General features: G+C 66.2%; 14 protein-coding genes. 5 read left to right on the top strand and 9 right to left on the bottom strand.

The window, feature by feature from the left end; translation table 11 throughout:
- Positions 1–126 precede the first annotated feature (126 nt).
- The 4 genes from ACPDIT_RS02540 to ACPDIT_RS02555 all read right to left on the bottom strand — a co-directional run bounded on the left by ACPDIT_RS02540 (position 127) and on the right by ACPDIT_RS02555 (position 2,778).
- The gene (locus ACPDIT_RS02540; protein WP_423441256.1) at positions 127–552 is read right to left on the bottom strand and encodes an ExbD/TolR family protein; all 426 of its coding nucleotides are present in this window, start codon (positions 550–552) and stop codon (positions 127–129) included.
- A 42-nt stretch (positions 553–594) separates the two neighbouring features.
- A complete protein-coding gene (locus tag ACPDIT_RS02545; protein WP_423441258.1) occupies positions 595–1,203 on the bottom strand; it encodes a MotA/TolQ/ExbB proton channel family protein in 609 nt (202 codons plus the stop codon).
- 48 nt (positions 1,204–1,251) lie between these two features.
- The gene (locus ACPDIT_RS02550; protein ID WP_423441260.1) at positions 1,252–2,265 is read right to left on the bottom strand and encodes a hypothetical protein; all 1,014 of its coding nucleotides are present in this window, start codon (positions 2,263–2,265) and stop codon (positions 1,252–1,254) included.
- A gap of 105 nt (positions 2,266–2,370) precedes the next feature.
- The gene (locus ACPDIT_RS02555; RefSeq protein ID WP_423441261.1) at positions 2,371–2,778 is read right to left on the bottom strand and encodes a hypothetical protein; all 408 of its coding nucleotides are present in this window, start codon (positions 2,776–2,778) and stop codon (positions 2,371–2,373) included.
- Positions 2,779–3,428: 650 nt separating this feature from the next.
- On the opposite strand from ACPDIT_RS02555, the gene ACPDIT_RS02560 reads away from it, so the two are divergent.
- Positions 3,429–7,214 carry a putative Ig domain-containing protein gene (locus ACPDIT_RS02560; protein ID WP_423441263.1) on the top strand — a complete coding sequence of 1,262 codons (3,786 nt, stop codon included), beginning with the start codon at positions 3,429–3,431 and terminating at the stop codon, positions 7,212–7,214.
- Here ACPDIT_RS02560 and ACPDIT_RS02565 read toward each other — a convergent pair.
- Positions 7,153–8,610, bottom strand: coding sequence for a CCA tRNA nucleotidyltransferase (locus ACPDIT_RS02565; RefSeq protein WP_423441265.1), 1,458 nt, complete (start codon positions 8,608–8,610; stop codon positions 7,153–7,155). The two genes, ACPDIT_RS02560 and ACPDIT_RS02565, sit on opposite strands and share 62 nt — an antisense overlap.
- A gap of 369 nt (positions 8,611–8,979) precedes the next feature.
- Positions 8,980–11,085 carry a hypothetical protein gene (locus ACPDIT_RS02570; RefSeq protein WP_423441267.1) on the bottom strand — a complete coding sequence of 702 codons (2,106 nt, stop codon included), beginning with the start codon at positions 11,083–11,085 and terminating at the stop codon, positions 8,980–8,982.
- Between the two features lie 477 nt (positions 11,086–11,562).
- On the opposite strand from ACPDIT_RS02570, the gene ACPDIT_RS02575 reads away from it, so the two are divergent.
- Entirely contained in the window at positions 11,563–12,984 is a 1,422-nt protein-coding gene (locus ACPDIT_RS02575) for an alpha/beta hydrolase family protein (RefSeq protein ID WP_423441269.1), read from the top strand.
- A gap of 46 nt (positions 12,985–13,030) precedes the next feature.
- Here ACPDIT_RS02575 and ACPDIT_RS02580 read toward each other — a convergent pair whose 3' ends face one another.
- From ACPDIT_RS02580 to ACPDIT_RS02590, 3 genes are read right to left on the bottom strand one after another with little or no spacing between them, the layout of a single operon-like run.
- Positions 13,031–13,432 carry a hypothetical protein gene (locus ACPDIT_RS02580; protein WP_423441270.1) on the bottom strand — a complete coding sequence of 134 codons (402 nt, stop codon included), beginning with the start codon at positions 13,430–13,432 and terminating at the stop codon, positions 13,031–13,033.
- A gap of 3 nt (positions 13,433–13,435) precedes the next feature.
- Positions 13,436–15,286, bottom strand: a complete 1,851-nt coding sequence (locus tag ACPDIT_RS02585) for a carbamoyltransferase (protein WP_423441272.1) — start codon at positions 15,284–15,286, stop codon at positions 13,436–13,438.
- A 58-nt stretch (positions 15,287–15,344) separates the two neighbouring features.
- Positions 15,345–15,497 (bottom strand): DUF5989 family protein, encoded by a 153-nt coding sequence (locus ACPDIT_RS02590; RefSeq protein WP_423441273.1) that lies wholly within the window; start codon positions 15,495–15,497, stop codon positions 15,345–15,347.
- Between the two features lie 264 nt (positions 15,498–15,761).
- Here ACPDIT_RS02590 and ACPDIT_RS02595 point away from each other — a divergent pair, with 264 nt between their 5' ends.
- From ACPDIT_RS02595 to ACPDIT_RS02605, 3 genes are all read left to right on the top strand, one after another.
- Positions 15,762–17,096 carry a TrpB-like pyridoxal phosphate-dependent enzyme gene (locus ACPDIT_RS02595; protein WP_423441275.1) on the top strand — a complete coding sequence of 445 codons (1,335 nt, stop codon included), beginning with the start codon at positions 15,762–15,764 and terminating at the stop codon, positions 17,094–17,096.
- Positions 17,093–17,995, top strand: a complete 903-nt coding sequence (locus tag ACPDIT_RS02600; RefSeq protein WP_423441276.1) for a SphA family protein — start codon at positions 17,093–17,095, stop codon at positions 17,993–17,995. Before ACPDIT_RS02595 ends, ACPDIT_RS02600 begins: the two co-directional genes overlap by 4 nt.
- A gap of 211 nt (positions 17,996–18,206) precedes the next feature.
- Positions 18,207–18,848 carry an NAD(P)H-dependent oxidoreductase gene (locus ACPDIT_RS02605; protein WP_423441278.1) on the top strand — a complete coding sequence of 214 codons (642 nt, stop codon included), beginning with the start codon at positions 18,207–18,209 and terminating at the stop codon, positions 18,846–18,848.
- Positions 18,849–18,873 lie beyond the last annotated feature (25 nt).

The following is an 18,873-nucleotide window of genomic DNA, read 5'->3' on the forward strand; positions in this document are numbered from 1 at the left end:
AGGGGTTCGGCTTCACCCCCGGGAGGCCCGGCGCTGCGGCCCCTGCGACTCAGGACCTGCAAGGCGTCGGAGACTCGGACCCGCCGGCGTTCCACAAAGCCTGGGGGAGAACCTTGCGGCGGCGGATTATCGTCGGCCGGGTTCCCGGGCAAATGCACTGACCGTCCGGACACCGGCTTCCTTGGCGGCGTCCATGACCTTGATGATCTGGCCGAACGGCGCTTTTTCATCCGCACTGAGGGCCAGGCGCAAGTTGGGCCGCCGGGCGGCTTCCTCTTTCAGCCGTGGAACGAGGCTTTCGGCTGTGACCGGCAGGGTCTCCGTGCCCCACCACAACCGCCCTTCGGCATCCACCGCGATTACCAGCGGTGCATCCTCCTGCACGCCGGGGCGCTGGGCCTGGGTGGACTCGGGCAGCGCCAGCCGCACCGCGGGTTGTTGTTTGAAGGTCGTGGTGACCATGAGAAAGATGATCAGCACGATGAGCACGTCGATAAGCGCCACGATGATCACCGTGGGGGTCTGGCGCCGGGATTTGACGTAAAACCGCATGCGTTCCGGAAGCCTCGTGTTCCAGGGGCGCGCCCCGGGCTCTCAGGATTTAACCGCCAACGACTCGTGGAGTCGGTACTGCCGGCGCACGAATTCGTCGCACAAGGTCTCCATCTCGACGGACAGGGTCTCGATTTTCCGGTTGAAATAGCACCAGGCCACCAGCGAGGGAATGGCGATCAACAAGCCCAGCAGCGTCGCGTTCAGAATCAAAGCGATTCCCTGGGCCAGCCGCGCGGCGTCTCCGAGCCCTGCATGGCCGAGGTCCGCAAACAAGGTGATCATGCCGACGATGGTGCCCACCAGCCCCAACAGGGGTGCCACCCCGACGGCCACTTCCAACACGACCAGCCCGCGTTCCAGTTGCACCACTTCGTGCCGCGCACGGGTCTCCAGGGCACTGACCGCCTCTTCCTTCGGCAAATGGAGGTGTTCGATGGCCAGCAACAACAACCGGCTCAGGGGCGAGCCGTGCTGTTCACACACTCGACGCAGCATGGGCACGTCCTCCCGGGCCTGGCACGACTCCACGGCTGCTTCCACCTCGGGCGGCACCACCTTGCGCCAGCGCAGCGCCAGACCCCGCTCAATGATCACCGTCAGGCTGACCAGCGACGTCAGCACCAACAACCCATACACCACCGATTCCATAAAACCTTCTCGTTCAGGACGCGCGCCGCCGCGGCCGGCCGCCCGGGATCAATTGTAGTAAAAGGTGAACTGCACTTTGCGGTAGTTCCCCTCCACCAGCCGCCGCAACTCACGCGGCCACGGAGCATAGGGAGCCGGATCCAGGACCGCCATCTCGCAGATCAAACTCAGGTCCAGGCCCACGGTGGACTCGACCACTTGCAGATCCGTGACGCGCCCGTCGCTGTGCAACAAAAAGCGGACGACCACCCGACCCCGCTGATAGCCGGCGTAACGTTTGGCGTCCAGCAGCGCGTACCATCGATCCGCTACGGCGCGCACCAGGGCCGCGTCATAATCCCCGAAGGGCGTGGCCCTGGCGTCGAGGGCCGAGAACTCGAGCCGGTTCTTCACACCCCCTTCCTGGCGCATTTTTTCGCCCGGCAGCAGGGCGGGACTTTGGCGGGCTCGCGCCTCGGCCAACGTCCGCGGGCGCGGACGCGGCGTCTCCGAGTCTCCTCTTCGCTCAACCCAATCAGGTCGGCCCACCTCCAGATCGCCCTCCGGACGGGGCAGGGTGGGAGTGACCAACGGCGGCGCAGGGGGCGGCGGTTCCGCCGGCTGGGGCGGGGTCACCGCCGGCTGAAGGGGTTCATAGGTCTCGGCGGGGGGTACGGTCTCGGTTTTCGCCACCTGATCCTGAGTGCCCGTGATCCTGGGCTGGCCGGTGTCCTGATCCGCTTCCGGATTGGCCGCGCGCGAATGCTTGTCCGAGTAGAACCGGGTCTCCGGAGGCGGTTCTTCCGTGGCCTGACGAGGACTGACCTCCACGAACACCAGCGGGGACTCCTCCCGCTCGAGCGCCTCGCGCCGAGCGGCGATGGCCTGCTGCAGTTGATGGGTGTGACGAAGCCTGGCCGGGAGCAGGAAATCCGGTGGCAGTTGCCAGTACCGCGCAAGAGCGTAGGCGCCGTAGAGAAACAGATGCAGCAGCACCGACAAGCCAAAGGCCTGCAGCAGCCGGGACCATTCCCGGCGGCTCCAGCGCACTGTCCAACGTCCGGCTGCTGCCGCGCCATTCATGACCGAATAGCTTGCCCGAGCTCCGGGGATGGCGCAACCTGTCGGCTTCCGGATCAGCCCTGCTTCGTCACCCGCACGGCAGCAAGCAGTTGTGCGGGCGCGGTTCTATCGGGTTACCGCCCCTCCCGTGTGGGGACCGCACGGGATGATCCACACGGTCCAACCATTGACTGTCCGCGAGCCCCACACGCGGCCTTGCGGCGGGGGAGGCGGCCTCCACGGCGGTTCCCAAACTCGGCCGCCGGTACCCTCCGGCGGCTCCCATGGGGGCACCAGCCAGTACGGCCCCCGCGGGGTCTCCGGCCGGCTGCGCCATTGCCGCTCCCACTGCTTCCATCGGTCCTCCCAGGAACGCAGCCGATCGCGCAAAGAACGAAAGTGCTGCTCCCATGCGGACGGAGGGCCGGGTGGGGCCGACTTTTTCTCCAACCCGGCGGGCACCGCGGGCCCTGCCTGCGCCATCACCGCTGCGGCCAGCCAGCCGGCCAGGGATACGATGCATTTCCAGTTCATGGCGCTGTGTTTGCCTGTTCCTGCCAAGCCGCGGGTCAGCCATCCGACCCGCGGTCCGGGCACCCGGTTCGCCCGGGGCGGACCGAACTGTGCCTCATGCCAATTCAAACACCTTACGCGGCTTTTCGTCGCGGTCGCCCACCCGCCCGGGACGCGCATGGTCCACCAGGGGGCATGACCCGTGGCTTGCGGCCGCTCCACCGGAGGACCCGCTGGATCCATGACGCGGGTGAGGGCCGCCCCTCGAGGAACCCTGCCACCACTCGCAGTCTTCCGCCAGCCGACCTTTGAGCCCGGCCCCGGTCATTCAACAGGCGGCAGTCCGACTCTTGCCTGCGTTGCCGAACGGCACTCATACTTGTCGAAGACCGGAGACACCCTCACTCGGGCCCAACGTGCCTGGTTGCAGTCGTTGGCTGACCGTGCCGACCCTCCGGCGCCAAGCCGCACACCTCGAGGGTTCTTCTTACGCCCGTGGGCGGGCTCCGGCCCCGCGTCTCCGAGCGGGCATGGGGTCAAAGAGCGTCCTCCTCAAAGGCACGCGATCCGGCCCCGCGCATTGGATTCTTTCCGGGCGCGACTTCGCGGATACGGACGCAGCTGCGCTTCCCCGAGTTCTTTTCTTGCCACCTTGGCCCTGAGATGCCCTAATGGCCCGAGAGGTTATGCTCACCCCGCATCAAGCTCGTTGGAGCAACGATCGCCGTTGCGCCTCTTCCCATCGAACGTTGGTGGTGGTCCTGACGCTGGCGCTCCTGTGTTTCGGTCCGTGCGTCCCGCTTTTTGCCTCCGGCACGATCCGCGGGTGGGGCAGCAACAGCGAAGGACAGAGCCTGCCTCCCACAGTCCTGAACGACGTGGTAGGGGTCGCGGCCGGGGGACTGCACAGCATCGCATTGCGGGCCAACGGAAAAGTCCTGGCGTGGGGTTGGAATGTCCTGGGCGAAACCAACGTGCCTGCCGGCCTGGACGACGTGGCAGCGATCGCCGCGAATTACGGATACAACCTTGCGCTGCGTCGGGACGGCACGGTCGCGGCCTGGGGAACTGGTCCGGCCGTGGGCGTTCCGCCCGGTTTGAGCTCTGTGGTGGCCCTGGCCGCCGGTTATGATCACGCCCTGGCTCTCCGCTCCGATGGCACGGTGGTCAGTTGGGGCAATGCCCCCGAGCTCCCCGGCCCGCTGACCAATGTCGTGGCCATTGCCGCCGGGCGCGGGCACTCGCTGGCCCTGCAGGACGACGGCACGGTCGTGGCCTGGGGTGACAACACGGCCGGAAAGCTGGCCATTCCGCCCGGTCTTCGAGACGTGGTCGCCATCGCCGCCGGCGATCATCACAACCTGGCCCTGCGCAGCGATGGAACCGTGGTGGCCTGGGGCGCGAACGACAAGAGGCAATCCACGGTGCCAACCGGTCTGAGCAATGTCGTGGCCATCGCCGCAGGAAGTGCGCACAGTCTGGCCCTCCGGGCCAATGGCACCGTGGTGGGATGGGGCGACAACACTTTCGGCCAGGCCACTCCACCCCCGGGACTGAGCAGCGTGGTGGCCATCTCCGGCGGGCTGTATCATTCGCTGGCCATCGTCGGAGACGGTCGCCCGGTCATCACGGTCCCCCCTCGGTCCCGCACCGGGATGCTGGGCCAACGGGTTGAACTTGCGGTCATGGCCGCCGGCCAAGCCCCTCTGGAGTATCGCTGGTACAAGGACGGCACCCTTTTGTCGAATGTCACCGGTTCCCGTCTTCGAATCGACAATGCCGCACCCGAGCACGAGGGACTCTATTTCGCCGTGGTCTCGAACGCGCTGGGCACGGTCACCAGCGCGGTGGCACGCCTGACGGTCCGGCCCATGGCACCTGCGATCGTATTCCAGCCCTCTGATACTTCGGTGGTCTGTGGCGAGAGCACCCTTCTCGAAACCGCGGCGGAAGGGACCGGTCTCCTGCAGTTCCAGTGGTTCTTTGAAGGAACGCCCCTCGAGGGGGCCACGAACCGGACGCTGCTGCTGCCGCGGGTAACTCCTGCCTCCGCGGGTGCGTACTGGGTAACCGTGACCAGCGAATATGGCGCGGCAACCAGTCGCACCGCCACGGTGACAGTCCGGGTCGAGCCGCCTGCCATCACCGGCCCCTCCTCGGTCAATGGCAAACAGGGTGTGCCGTTCACCGCCACGGTGCGCGCGCGGTATTCGCCCGAGTCCTTCGGTGCCTGGGGTCTGCCCCCGGGCCTGAGCCTCAACCCCACCAACGGCGTGATCAGCGGCATTCCCACCCAACCGGGGACTTACACCGTCCTGTTGAGCGCCACGAATGCCTGCACCCATGCCACGGCCACGTTGACCCTGCGCATCGCTTCTTCGGTACCCGTCATCACCAGTCCGCCCCTGGCCCAGGGGGCCGAAGACCAGCCCTTCACCTACCAGATCACCGCGACCGAACAGCCCACGCTTTACGGGGCGGAGAATCTGCCGGCCGGTTTGGCGGTCGATCCCACCACGGGCCAGATCCGTGGGGTGCCCGCCGTCTCCGGCGAGTTCGATGTGACCGTGTTCGCCCGCAACCCGTGGGGCGAGGGACGCTCGACCATTCGCTTCAGCATCGCCCCACGGCAGCTGGCCGGCCTGGCCATCGCCAACGTGACGTACACGTACAGCACACCGTACTTGTTGGACTTTCAATTCTCCCTGTACGACAGCGACGATCCCAGTGTGGCCCGGCCCGTGGTGGTGCCGCCCACGAACCTCTGGGTGGTCGCCAAGGAAAACGACCGACCCATCAGCACGAATGAGACGGCCTGGTTGCTGGCTCCGGGAGCGGGCCTGGGCAAGCTGATCAAGGTGGCGCTGGTGCTGGACTTCAGTTGGAGCGTGGCCTCCCTGGCCAACGGTGACACCAACGACAACGGCATTTCCGACGCCCTGGAGGCCATGGTGGCCGCCTCCCGCGACCTGGTCGCCCGACTCCCCAAAGGTTCCCAAGTCGGCGTCGTCGAATTCCATCGGGAAGATCAGGACCCGGCCATCGTGCATCCCCTGAGCGCGGACGTGGTGTCGGTGCAAAACGCCATCGCCGGCATCTGGACCAACCACGTTCAGGGTTTCCCCGCCGGCTCCCGCGTGTGGGACGCCATTGCGGCGGGTATCTCCATGCTGGGCGCCTCCAACGCAGACGAACAGCATTACGTCGTGTTCGTGTCCGACGGCCGCGACGAGTCCAGCAGCACGACGGTCGACGATCTGATCACGACCGCCACCAACGCCAACGTGCGGATTTATGGTTTGGGCTTCGGACTGGAACTGGATCCCACGGATCTGCAACGGCTGACCACCGCGACCGCCGGGCGACTGGTCCTGGCCACCAATGTCGAGGAGATGGTCGCTCAGATCGGCCAGCTCGCGCAGGACGTCAGCGGCCAGTACATCCTTCGTTGGGCCAGCCTCCGCCGCGGATCCACCGCCGTAATGCCCTCGTTCGAGGTGCACTACCAGGGACTCATCGCCTACTCACCCACCAACCCGGTCTGGACCAACTTCGACAACCCCATCATCGACACCAACGAAACGCCGCCCACCACCAATTATCCGCTTGTGACCAACTACATCATCGGCTGGTTCATCCCCGCCGATCACGCCGGCGACGTGACGCTGGGACGGCTCCGTCTGGTGCCCGATGACCGCGACGGCGAGCCCGCCCTCACCCTGCGGGCTCTCTACCTGCCGCGGTTCATCCGCCAAATCCAGTTGCGCTACCGACCCAACTGGCCCTGCACTGTCTCCCTGCTCTCCACGGAGCCCGGCCAACTGCTCCATGGCTGGTCCCTAGCCGAAACGCAGGCACCGGACGGCTTGCGCATTGCCCTGCTGAGCAGCCCCAATCCGACGAACCTTGCAACCAGCCTGCCCTACGGCGCCTTCGGCAGCCTGTTGCAATTCACCTTCCGCGAACTGGACAGTCTCTCCAACGCCTTTGCGTTTATCGAAGTGGACAATGCCCTGTACTCCAACACCGGCCCGCAACGGCTCATGATCGAAAACAGCAACCAGTTCAGCCGCGCTTATCCGCCACTGCCCTTGGGAACTCCGGTGCCCTGGCTCTTCCTGCACGGCTTCACCAACAACCTCGCCGCCGCGGAGCTGGGCGACCCCGACGGGGACGGGATGCCAACCTGGCTGGAGTACCGCGCGGACACGGATCCGCGGGATGCCGGCTCCGTCCTGGCCCTGCGCTTTCTCCCCGCCGTGCCGTGGGTCAGCTTCCATCAGGTCGCCTTCCCCACCTCCGCGCGCCGGTTCTACCGCGTGGAGCGGTCCACCGACCTGGAGAGCTGGGAGGCAATCACGCCGGATTTCGCGGGCACGGGCGGCGAAGTCATCGTCACCGATCCGAGCCCGCCCTGGGCGATGCCGGCGGCGTATTACCGGGTGGCGGTTTGGTAGATTCGCGCGAGCGGGAGGGTGCGGCCTTCGGCGGATTCTCCCGGGCCGCCGCCTGCTCAATTCCCCGGGAGCACAGGTCTCGCCACCGGTCCTGCACCCAGGCCAGCGCGGCCTCGCGCGTCGTGAGCTCCTCCGCCAGCTGCCTGTCGCGCAACTCCGCCAGCAACCGCCCCATCGCGGGCCCCGGCGGAATTCCCAGTGCAATCAGGTCATCCCCGCGTAACAAAGGGGGGCGCAACCGGGGTTGTGCCTCCAGTGCCTGCCGCTCCTGCACCAGCAGGTCGTAAATGTTCAGCTTCCCGTGCGAGCCCAGACAGTCCAGTCGGTGCAACTCGAGTTCCAGCGGAAAGGTCGGCCGCAAGAGCAGGCGTCGCAAGGTGGCCTTCCGCATCTGAGGGACGTCCTTGAACTGCATGTGATGGCGCACCACAAAGGCCAACGTTTCGATGTCTTTTCGCGGGAACCGCAGCCGTTCCAAGAGGCTCCGGGCGATCTCCTCGCCTGCCTTCTCGTGGTCGAAAAACCGAATCCGGCCCGTGGCCGGGTCGCGCTGCGCGGTAACCGGCTTGCCCACGTCATGCAACAGCACCGCCCAGGGCAGAAGCCGGTCGGCCTCCGGAGGCATGGCTTCCAGCATCCTCAGGACATGCTCCCAGACCGTGCCCTCGGGATGATGGTCGGGAGGTTGTTCGCAGCCGATCAGCGCCGCCACCTCGGGCAGGATCACCTCCAGAAGTCCGGCCTCCTGCAGCAGGCGCAGTCCCCGGGCCGCGCAGCGGGGAGCGAACAGTTTCTCCAGCTCGTCGCGGATTCGCTCGGCGCTGATTCGCTCCAGCAACCGCGCATGATGGCGAATCGCCTCCAGGGTGGCGGGCTCAATGCGGAAATCCAATTGCGCGGCCAGACGCACCGCCCGCAGCATCCGCAGGTGGTCCTCGGCAAACCGGTCTTCCGGTCGGCCGATGGTGCGAATCAGGCGCGCTTGCAGATCCGCCCGTCCCCCGACCCAGTCATGCAGTTCCCCGCGCACGGGGTCGAAAAAGAGTCCGTTGACGGTGAAGTCCCGTCGCAACGCGTCGGCGCGTGCATCGGCAAACGTCACCCGGCCCGGTCGCCGCCCGTCCTGATAATCTGCCTCGGCGCGAAAGGTCGCCACCTCCACGACGTGCGGGCCCTCGATCACGCGCACCACCCCGAAAGCCCTGCCCACCGCGACGGTCCGGGGAAACAGCGCCTCGACCTCTTCGGGCCGCGCCGAAGTGGCCACGTCGTAATCCTCCGGCTCCAGCCCGAGCAACATGTCGCGCACGCAGCCTCCCACCCAAAAAGCCGCATGGCCTGCCGCTTGCAGGCGCTCCACAATCCCACGGGCCACTTCGCGCAACGAACGTTCCATCCCCGCCACGATGGCCCGGCCCGGGGCTCAAAGTCGAGAACGGCCCCTGCCCGCCGCCGCGCCGTTGGGCCGATGGGACGCGGAGCCCGAAAAGGACCGCCGGCGGGATTTTTCCGGGCTCTGCGTGCCGGCGCAGGCGAACGCGGCCGATCCTTCGGGCGGGAATCGCAAAGCCCGATGGAGCCGCGACCCCGCCCTGCTTCTTGACGAGCAGCCCGTGAGAAGGCGGGCTCGTGCAACGGCGTCTGGCGGGCCTGCAAGGACGAATGCGAAGAGCCCGCCCGGGCGCTCCGCGGCCCCTCTGCATGGCGCCCACCCTGCAGACAACAACACGGGCAACCGTACCACAGTGTCGGTTCGCGGCACCCCTCACGGCCGAAGTCGGATGCGGTAAAATCGCGGCCCGGAGTTGGGATCGGGGATCAACTCCCAGCCCCATGGAAAGGCCACCGGGTTGGTCCAGAGGACCGGGCTCCAGGTTTGCAGGTCGTGGGATTCCTCCAGTCCGTACTCCGGGCCCGGGGCGCCCGCCACCGTCAACACCAGGCGACCCTCGGGATCCCGCGCCAATTGCAGTTGCGGTTCCGGGATCGGCCGCACGATCAGGGTCAGCGTTTGCGTGGCGGACAGGGGCGGCTCGCCGTTGTCCATGACCGCGACTGCGACAGTCTGAGTGGTGCCGCCCAGGCTCACCGGAACGTGCCAGCGAAGCCACCCCGTTTCTTCCTCCAACGCCATTCCCATGGGCGCACTCAGCAAGGAGAATCGCAGACTTTGCGCCGGCAGATCCGGATCGCTCGCACGCAGGAGCCACGACCACTGCTGGCCGGCCATCAACTCCAGCGGAGGCACCGGCTCCCAGGCCGGGGGCCGATTCGGCGCGTTCGTGCTGCTGATCAGCACCACCACCGTCTCCGGCCCCAGTCGCCAGCCCGTGGCCGGATCCGTCGCCCACAACCGGAAATCTGCCAAGCCCACGGCTGTCGGAGCGGCGACGAAGATGGCCCGGTTGCCCTCCAGCCGCACCGTGCCGTTGGAGCCCGATTGGACTTCGAACTGCAGCCCGGTCCAGCCGCCCAACACCCCGGTCAGGTCCATTTCCACCGTACCGTTGCGCGGGCAGATGGCATGCGGCACGGCCCGCCAGTGCAAATACTCCTCCAGGCGTGTGTAACCGGTGGGCCCGATGAAGTTGCGATCGGACGAATCGCGTGGATTCAACCCCAGTGCCAGCTCCCAAAAGTCCGGTATGCCGTCCAGATCGCTGTCCACCGGGGCCTCGGCGCCGGCCAGCGCGGGCCAACCCCGCACAAACACAAGGTCGGTTCCATTGACAGTGCGCACTTCGTAATCTTGCGTCTGAGAGGGATCCCCCACCGCGTCCACCAGCCGGCCCGTCTGATTCCTGACCGTGCCCAGAATCCGGGCGTCCACGGCGTCCCGGGCCCGCGAGGCGCCACCCAGAGTGAGCACCCGCAGCGTTGCCGATCCGGGATCCTGAGCCGTCACTGTCAGGGGCCACGGCCAGGAATCGAGACGCGTGTACCGTCCGCCGAACATGCCCCAGCCGGTGTTCACGCCATCGAACCGCCCGTCCCGATCCGCATCGATCCAATTGTCCTGTTGAAAGATCCAGGTGTTGGTGGTGCCGCCCTGGAAGGCGGTGGAGGGCGTGCGGGTGCTCGGCCCGGCGATCAGATGATTCCCCAGGTAAGCGAGCCGGTTGGTGAACCCTTGCGGGTTGTCGGCCAGATCGGTGGCGTCGTCGCCGGAATAGCCGGCCCGACTGCCCCAGTTGTAGATGACGTTGTTCACGAACTCCACCCGAAGCCGGTCGCCCAGCCGCGGATTCCGATTGTTGTGATGCGCATACAGGTTGCCGAAGAACGTCAAGATCCCGTCTCCATACCGCAGCAACGAGCCGTACCCGTGCGCCCCTTTGTCGTGTTGCGAGATGTTGAGGCTTTCGGTGATCCAGCAGTTTTGCACCGTCACCTGCGTGGAATGCGTGACCGAGAGGCACTCGTCCACACTCCAGGAAGTCGACACATGATCCACGATCACGTTCGTGGCACGCACGATGGACAAGGCGTCCCCCTCGAAACTGGGATCCAGGTCCCCGGGCCGCACCCGAAGAAACCGCACGACCACGTCGCGGGCATCCGTAATGATCAGGGACCGTCGTCGCAACGTGATGCCCTCGCCCGGGGCCGTTTGCCCCGCCACGGTCAGATAACTCTTGTTGATCCGCAGATCGTTGCTGAGGGTAATCGTGCCGGAGACCACAAAGACGATCGTGCGCGGCCCGTTGGCCGACGCAATCCCGTAACGCAACGTTCCAAATCGGCGCGGGTCACTGGAGCTGACGTAATCGGCCAGGTTCGTCACATAATACACGTCCCCGCCCCGCCCACCGCGTGCGCCCGCCCCTGCCCCCACGGCACCCGGAAAGGCCGGCTGAGCCCATGTGGCCACCGCCCACCCCAGCCCGCAGCCCAACAGCCAGGGCAGAAAGCGACCATGGGCGGAAACCAGGCATGCTCGCCAGCGACCCCCGGGCCGCGTGCCGGGTCCGACTCTCTCGGTTGCCACAGCACTCCGCGGCCCGACATTCCCGGTTTCGTCCGCGCCCGAGTCTGGGCCGGCCGTCTCAGCCTTCCGGGGCCCCGGCCTTTCCCCACGCGGGAGAGGAGGGGCATCCTCCCGCTCTGAAGCCGGCCGTTTGTCGGCCGTGCAGGCTTTCCTCCTTGTGGCAACAGCAGGCGGTTTCGCGGCCATTCGCAGACAAGAATTTACACCCCGTGCTGCGGGTCCCAAACATGCGTTTGTGCACAGTGTCCCTTCGGTTGTGCACCGACGGCTGCCGGCGGGACGCCCGCGGAGACGCAAGGACTCTCCTGATCGCATCCCCGGGCTTGCCACACTGCAGCCCCGGGGGCTACATGGGTCCTCATGAAACGCAGCCTGCACGCGTGGCTCCCTCACGCGGCCCTGAGCGCCGGCTTAATGTGTCTGTTCCAGCCCGCAAACCTGCCGGCACAGGTTCAGCTCCTCCCCCCGGCCCACACCCCGGAGGGAATCACCCTGCGATGGACCCGGGTCGAAACGGGCTTGGCCTACACCGTCCAAGCCCGGGATCGCCTGGCAGGCGGGCTCTGGCTGCTGCCCGATCTCACCACCGACTGGCCGGTTTCATCCACGCAATGGACCGACCCGGTTGCCGCCCGGTCGAGCCGCTTTTATCGGCTGCTGGTGGTTCCGGCGGCAGACCGGGGTCGATTGCTCGCCAGCCAGTTTCAACGCACGCTGAGTCGGTTCGAGATCAGTCTGCTCCTGCAACTGGCGGGCGTGCCCTTGACCCCGTTCCACGACGTGCACCTGTACAGCTTCCGGTACGAAACCATCGGCCCCTGGGGCGAACGCACCCTTGCCTCGGCAGCTTTGGCCGTCCCCGCCACGCGCGGCATCGCCTGGCCCCTGCTGAGCTATCAGCACGGCACCATCGTTCGGACCAACGACGCCCCCTCGCGCATGAATCTCACGGGTGAACTCGGCGTCGGCGTTGTCTTCGCCGCGCGCGGGTTCGTCGCCGTCCTGCCGGACTATCTGGGGCTGGGCGATTCCCCCGGCCTGCACCCGTATCATCATGCCCGGTCGGAGGCCACCGCCGGCCTCGATGCCCTGCGGGCCGCCCGAACGCTCTGCGCCCAACAATCCATCCCCCTCAACGGCCAGCTCTTTTTGGCCGGCTATTCCCAGGGCGGCCACGCCACTCTGGCCCTCCACCGCGAAATCGAATTCTTTCACACCAACGAATTTGACCTGACGGCCTCGGCCCCCATGGCCGGCGCCTACGACCTGTCCGGTGTCACCACCGACGACGTCCTCAGCGGCCGGCCCCAACCAAACCCCTACTACTTTGCCTACCTGCTGGCCGCCTACCAAAGCGTGTATCAACTGACCAACCGGCTGGCCGACCTGCTCGCGCCCCCCTATGACACGCTGTTGCCACCGTTGTTTAATGGGAACTACGGCGGCAGCGAGCTGAACGCCATTCTGCCCTCCGATCCCCTGCAAATCCTCAAGCCGGAAGTCCTGGCCGCCTTTCGCGCCGATCCGGAACATCCCCTGCGGCTGGCCCTGCGCCAGAACGATCTGCATCGCTGGCGCCCCACCCGACCCCTGCGACTCTACCATTGTTCCGGAGATCGAGATGTGATTTACGCCAACTCCACCGTGGCCCTGCAAAGTTTCCATCAACAGGGCGCCACACACGTGCAACTGCTCAATCCCCTGCCCGGCGGCGATCACGGCGCCTGCGTGTATCCCAGCCTGCTGGACGCCCTGGCCTGGTTCGAAACCCTCCGCCGCTGAGCAGTCCGGACTCGACCGGCAAGGGCGGCCGGACCCGCGGCCTTTCTCAAAACATCCGTTCCAACGACGTCGGCGGGGGCGATTTGTGCCAGTACGACGAAGCCCCTGCATCGCGCCGCAAACGCAACAAGTCCCGACCCTGACGGCGCAGGAGCCATCCCATGGGCACCACCACCAGCCAGAAAATCATCGTCAGCACCGCATAACCCAGCGCCCGCGCAACCTGAAAGCCCACCCACACCCCGGCCCGATAATACCCGCGGAACCGTTCGGGCCGCACGCACGCAACCACCGCCACGCCCGCCAGGATCAGGGTGATCCCCACCCAAAGTCCCCAGGGAATCCAACCCCGCCAGGCACCATACCCGCTCAGCAACCAGGGCGGCGGCAGCGTCAGCAGCGTGAACTTCCGCCATTCCCGGGGATCCTCTCGATACTCCAGGCGCATGACTCAATCCGGTTGCAGGGCCACCCGCCGTTCCACCCGCCGGCGCGGTTGGGCCGCTCGTTCGAGGAGAAAACTTCCGATGACCAGCGTGTCCATCTCCGTGTTCACAAAACAGCGGTAGGCGTCGTCCGGTGTGCAGACGATCGGCTCCCCGCGCACGTTGAACGAGGTGTTGATCAGGACAGGGCAACCCGAGGCCCGCTCCCACCGCTCCAACAACGCATCGAACAACGGAAACCGCCGGGCGTCCACCGTCTGAATCCGCGCCGAATAATCCACGTGGGTAATCGCCGGCAGCACCGACCGTTCCGCCTTCAACAACTCCAAACCGGTCAACCCCTCCGGGATGGGCCGACGCCATTCCGGTCGCAACGGCGCCACCAGGAGCATGTACGGCGATTCCACCTCCAGCTCGAAAAACTCCGAGACCCGATGCCGCCGCACCGCCGGCGCAAAGGGTCGAAACGATTCCCGAAACTTCACTTTCAGGTTCATCACCGACTGCATCCGCGGCGACCGCGGGTCTCCGAGGATCGAACGGCATCCCAGCGCCCGGGGACCGAACTCCATTCGGCCCTGGAACCATCCCACCACCTTCTCCTGCAGCAAATGCTCCACCGTGGCGTCCAGCAAAGCGTCCCGGTCGAGTCGGCGGTACACAGCTCCATGCTCGCGCAACACGGCCTCGATCTCTTCATCCGAGAATTCCGGGCCCAGCAGGGCCCCCTCCATGGCGTCCCGCTCCAGCCGGTCCTCCTCGGCATCCTGCAGGGCTTCGTACCACCTGGGTCCCTGTGCCTGATGCCAGGCCTCCAGGGCCGCGCCCAAAGCGCCCCCGGCATCGCTGGCCGCCGGTTGCACCCACAGCCGTTCAAAACCTGCCTCCCGCAAGATCCGGCCATTGGCCACGCAGTTCAGCGCCACTCCGCCGGCCATGCAGAGGTTCCGTTGCCCCGTCCGTTCGCGCGCCCGCCGTGCCAAGCGCAGCAGGATCTCCTCGGTCACCACTTGGATCGACCGCGCCACGTCCATGTGCCGGGGCTCGATCGGCCCCTCCGGCATGCGCGGCGGGCCGCCGAACAGCCGGTGGAACCGTTCGTTGGTCATGGTCGTGCCGGTCAGGAAATTGAAATACTCCAAATTGAGCCAAAACGAGCCGTCCGGTTTGAGATCCACGAGTTCCCGGAGAATCGTCTCCACAAAGCGCGGCTGGCCATAGGGAGCCAGCCCCATGAGTTTGTACTCGCCCGAATTGATGCGGAACCCGCAATACGCCGTAAACGCCGAGTACAGCAGTCCCAACGAATGCGGAAAACGCAGTTCCTCCCACAACTCCACCGAACGGTCGCGTCCCACGCCGATCGTGGTGGTGGCCCACTCGCCCACCCCGTCCACCGTCAGGATTGCCGCTTCCCGGAACGGGGAAGGGTAAAACGCGCTGGCCGCGTGCGCCTGATGGTGCCCGGTAAAGACAATGGGCGTGTCGGGCCGCAGCCCGGGCAGGGCCCTTCGAATTGTGCGGCGCAAATCCAGTTTCTCGCTCAACCAACTGGACAAAACCACGGGAAAGGTTCGCCACCCTCCGGGCGCCACCGCCAGGTAGGTCTCCAGCAAACGGGCGAACTTGAGCAGCGGCTTGTCATAGAAGACCACCAGGTCCAGGTCCGCCTCCGACAGGCCCGCCTGCCGCAGGCAGTACGCAATGGCCTGGCGCGGAAAATCCGGATCGTTTTTTCGTCGGCTGAACCGTTCCTCTTGGGCGGCGGCCACGATGCGGCCGTCCTGCAACAAGGCGGCTGCCGAGTCGTGGTAATACGCCGAAATGCCCAGGATATGGCGGGGGACCGCTGTCACGGCACGGATCTCCAGTGGCCGGGCTGGGGCGGCCGCACGCGCGTGCCGCCCGGGACCGTCACATGAAGGGATACAACGCCCACACGATTCCGCCGCTGGAGGTAAAGATCAGCACCGCACCCACACCCAACAACAACACGACCAACGGGACCAGCCACCATTTCTTTTCGCGGCGCGCAAATGCCAGAAACTCTTTGAGCAACGCCCACATGAACCGCTCCCACCTTACGGCCTGGGCCTCCCTTTGACAACCGACATCCCTTCTCCACGCCCCGCTTGGTCGCAAGCGGCCGTCACTGAACGCCATGGCCCCACCTTGGCCGTCGCAACCCAAAGTCTGGCCGCCCCCGTGCCGCTGCGCCGACTCCGCGCAGGTCGGTGCTTCTGGCTTCACAAATTCACGTTGACGTCCCCTCGGGCAGCCGGGTATGGATGGCGGGCGACATTTTTTTGGGCCTTTGAACTCAACCGATCCATGAGTCAACGCATTCAGTTCACCCTGCCACAGTCGGAAATCCCTGCCGCCTGGTACAACCTGCTGGCCGATCTGCCGGAGCCCCTGCCCCCGCCCCTGCATCCGGCCACCCGTCAGCCGGTGACGCCGGACATGCTCACGGCCATTTTCCCGGAGAACCTGGTGCAACAAGAGGTCAGCCCCGAGCGCTGGATCGAGATTCCCGAGCCGGTTCGGCAGGTCTATGCGCTGTGGCGCCCCACCCCGTTGCTGCGGGCCGTGCGGCTCGAGCAAGCCCTCCAAACCCCGGCGCACATCTACTACAAGTACGAAGGGGTCAGCCCGGCCGGCAGTCACAAGCCCAACACCGCCGTCGCCCAGGCCTGGTACAACAAACAGGCCGGGACGCGTCGTCTGGCCACCGAGACCGGGGCCGGCCAGTGGGGTTCTTCCCTGGCCTTTGCCTGCCGTCTCTTCGGCCTGGAATGCGTCGTGTACATGGTCAAGGTCAGCTTCCAGCAAAAGCCCTACCGCAAACTGCTCATGCAAACCTGGGGCGCCACGGTCCACGCCAGTCCCAGTGAGCAGACCGAGTACGGTCGCCGCGTGCTCCGGGAAGATCCCAACTGCCCGGGCAGCCTCGGCATCGCCATCAGCGAAGCCATCGAGGACACCCTCCAACATCCCGGCACCAAGTACTCGCTCGGCAGCGTCCTCAACCACGTCTGTCTGCACCAAACCGTCATCGGACAGGAGGTCCTCAAGCAGATGGAACTGGCGGGCGAAGAACCCGATGTCGTCATCGGCTGCGTCGGCGGCGGGAGCAACTTTGCCGGACTGACCTTTCCGTTCGTGCGCCGGAAAATCACCGAAAAGAAAACGACGCGCATCGTGGCCGTGGAACCCACCGCCTGCGCCTCCCTCACCAAGGGCGAGTTGCGGTATGACTTCGGGGACACGGCCGAGATGACGCCGCTGCTCATGATGTACACCCTGGGCCACAAGTTCATTCCGCCCAGGATCCACGCCGGTGGGCTCCGCTACCATGGCATGGCCCCGCTGGTGAGCCATCTCAAGAAACTCAACCTCATCGACGCCGTGGCCTATCCGCAGACCCGCGTCTTCGAAGCCGCGGTGCTCTTTGCCCGCACCGAGGGCATCGTGCCCGCCCCCGAGCCCTCCCACGCCATCGCCGCCGTGATCGACGAGGCCATTCGTGCCCGTGAGGAGGGCAAACCCAGGGTCATCCTGTTCAACCTCTGCGGCCATGGCCTGCTCGATCTTTCTGCCTACGACCTTTACCTGAGCGGGCAGATGAAAGACACGGACAACGGCAACGGCAACGCCCAATCATGAAACGCCTCCTGCTTCTGGTCGGGACCGCCGGGCTCCTGGCGGTCGCGGTTTCCCGCACTCATGCCCAACCCTCGGCCCACTATCCGCCAGGGATCGAGGGCATCAAGGCAGGGACCCTGCCGCCCCCCGGCGTCTATCTGCGCGATTACAACCTGTTCTACTACGCTGACCGCCGCAATGATGCCGGGGGCGATGAAATCGCGGCGGCCGATCCGCGCGCCTTCATTTACGCCAATGTGCCCCGGCTGTTGTGGATCACGGACTGGAAGCTGCTGGGCGGTCACGTGGGTGTGGATGCTCTCCTGCCTCTGACCTACACCGACCTGCGCATCAACACCCCGGGTGGGCGCGTCGACGACAGCACCTTCGGCGTGGGCGACCTCTTCGCAGAGGTCACCGTCTCGTGGCATCTCCCCCAGGCTGACTTTGCCATCGGCTACGGGCCCTGGGCGCCCACCGGCGACTCGTCCGCCACGGATCCCACGGCGCCCGGCGCCGGTTTCTGGACCCACCTGTTCACTGCCGGCATGACCTGGTACATGGACCCCGAGCGACGTTGGGCCCTCGCGGCTCTCTGCCGCTACGAGATCAACCACGACAAGCGCGACATGGACTTCCGGCCCGGTCAGGTCTTCACCGTGGATTACGGCCTGAGCTATGCCGTGACGCCGGCCATCGACGTCGGGTTGGCCGGTTACTTCCAAACCCAGACCACGCGCAACCGCGGCAGCGACTCGCCCTCGGCCGCCAAAGACAAAGTGGCCGGCATCGGCCCGGAAGTGGTGCTGTTCTGCTCCAGGCTGGGCCTGTTCACCTCCATCCGCTATCACTACGAGTTTCTGGCGGAGGACCGGCTGCAGGGTCACACCGGCGTGATCACTCTGACCCGGCGCTTCTGAGTGCGCGGGCGGCCCGAGCGGCCGCGTCCCGGCACCATTTGACAGAACCCGCGCCGCGGGCTAACGGATTGGCCTCTGCACCGGCAGTGCAGCCAGAAACGGGCAGGCCCCCACACCGATCAGCCCCGGGTGGGGACGTCTGCCCCTGCACGGACCGCGGCTGTCCCGTCGTAAGGGTCCCCCGCCCGGTGCAGAAGCAGGGAACCGGATTATGACGACTGAAGCGTTGCTCCAAGCGTTGCGGTGGCGCTACGCCACCAAGGTGTTCGATCCCAACCGAAAAATCCCCGCCGAGATCTGGTCGGCGTTGGAAGACTGCATGGTCTTGTCGCCCTCGTCGTTTGGGCTGCAACCCTACCGGTTCCTGGTGGTGGAGGATCCGGCGTTGCGAGCCCAACTGATGCCGCATGCATGGAACCAGCGCCAAATCGTGGATGCCTCGCATCTGGTGGTGTTTGCCGTGCGCACCTCGATCACCGAGGCCGACATTGACCGGTTTCTCGACCGCATCGTGGAGGTCCGGAAGGTGTCGCGGGAATCCCTGGAAGGCTATCGGTCCATGATGACCGGCATGCTGCTGGATCCGTCGTTCCAACCGATGGCGGTGCATTGGGCCGCCCGACAGGCCTACCTGGCCCTCGGCAATCTGCTCACCGCGGCCGCGGTGCTGGGCATCGACGCCTGTCCCATCGAAGGCTTCGTTCCGGCCGAGTTCGATCGCATTCTCCGGCTCCCCGAGCAGGGTTTCACCTCCGTGGTCTGCTGTGCCCTCGGCTACCGCGACGAAACCGACAAGTACGCGCGGCTGGCGAAGGTGCGCGCGCCCAGGGAAGAGCTGGTGCGCCATCTCTGAGGCTCGCGGAGGTCGGGTGGGCCCC

The organism is Limisphaera sp. VF-2, assembly GCF_049537125.1.
Lineage (GTDB): Bacteria > Verrucomicrobiota > Verrucomicrobiia > Limisphaerales > Limisphaeraceae > Limisphaera.

What these genes read in the sequence shown, in the direction of transcription:
- ACPDIT_RS02540 (WP_423441256.1), bottom strand. Translation starts at nt 552, where the DNA reads ATGCGGTTTTACGTCAAATCCCGGCGCCAGACCCCCACGGTGATCATC.
- ACPDIT_RS02545 (WP_423441258.1), bottom strand. Translation starts at nt 1,203, where the DNA reads ATGGAATCGGTGGTGTATGGGTTGTTGGTGCTGACGTCGCTGGTCAGC.
- ACPDIT_RS02550 (WP_423441260.1), bottom strand. Translation starts at nt 2,265, where the DNA reads ATGAATGGCGCGGCAGCAGCCGGACGTTGGACAGTGCGCTGGAGCCGC.
- ACPDIT_RS02555 (WP_423441261.1), bottom strand. Translation starts at nt 2,778, where the DNA reads ATGAACTGGAAATGCATCGTATCCCTGGCCGGCTGGCTGGCCGCAGCG.
- ACPDIT_RS02560 (WP_423441263.1), top strand. Translation starts at nt 3,429, where the DNA reads ATGGCCCGAGAGGTTATGCTCACCCCGCATCAAGCTCGTTGGAGCAAC.
- ACPDIT_RS02565 (WP_423441265.1), bottom strand. Translation starts at nt 8,610, where the DNA reads ATGGAACGTTCGTTGCGCGAAGTGGCCCGTGGGATTGTGGAGCGCCTG.
- ACPDIT_RS02575 (WP_423441269.1), top strand. Translation starts at nt 11,563, where the DNA reads ATGAAACGCAGCCTGCACGCGTGGCTCCCTCACGCGGCCCTGAGCGCC.
- ACPDIT_RS02580 (WP_423441270.1), bottom strand. Translation starts at nt 13,432, where the DNA reads ATGCGCCTGGAGTATCGAGAGGATCCCCGGGAATGGCGGAAGTTCACG.
- ACPDIT_RS02590 (WP_423441273.1), bottom strand. Translation starts at nt 15,497, where the DNA reads ATGTGGGCGTTGCTCAAAGAGTTTCTGGCATTTGCGCGCCGCGAAAAG.
- ACPDIT_RS02595 (WP_423441275.1), top strand. Translation starts at nt 15,762, where the DNA reads ATGAGTCAACGCATTCAGTTCACCCTGCCACAGTCGGAAATCCCTGCC.
- ACPDIT_RS02600 (WP_423441276.1), top strand. Translation starts at nt 17,093, where the DNA reads ATGAAACGCCTCCTGCTTCTGGTCGGGACCGCCGGGCTCCTGGCGGTC.
- ACPDIT_RS02605 (WP_423441278.1), top strand. Translation starts at nt 18,207, where the DNA reads ATGACGACTGAAGCGTTGCTCCAAGCGTTGCGGTGGCGCTACGCCACC.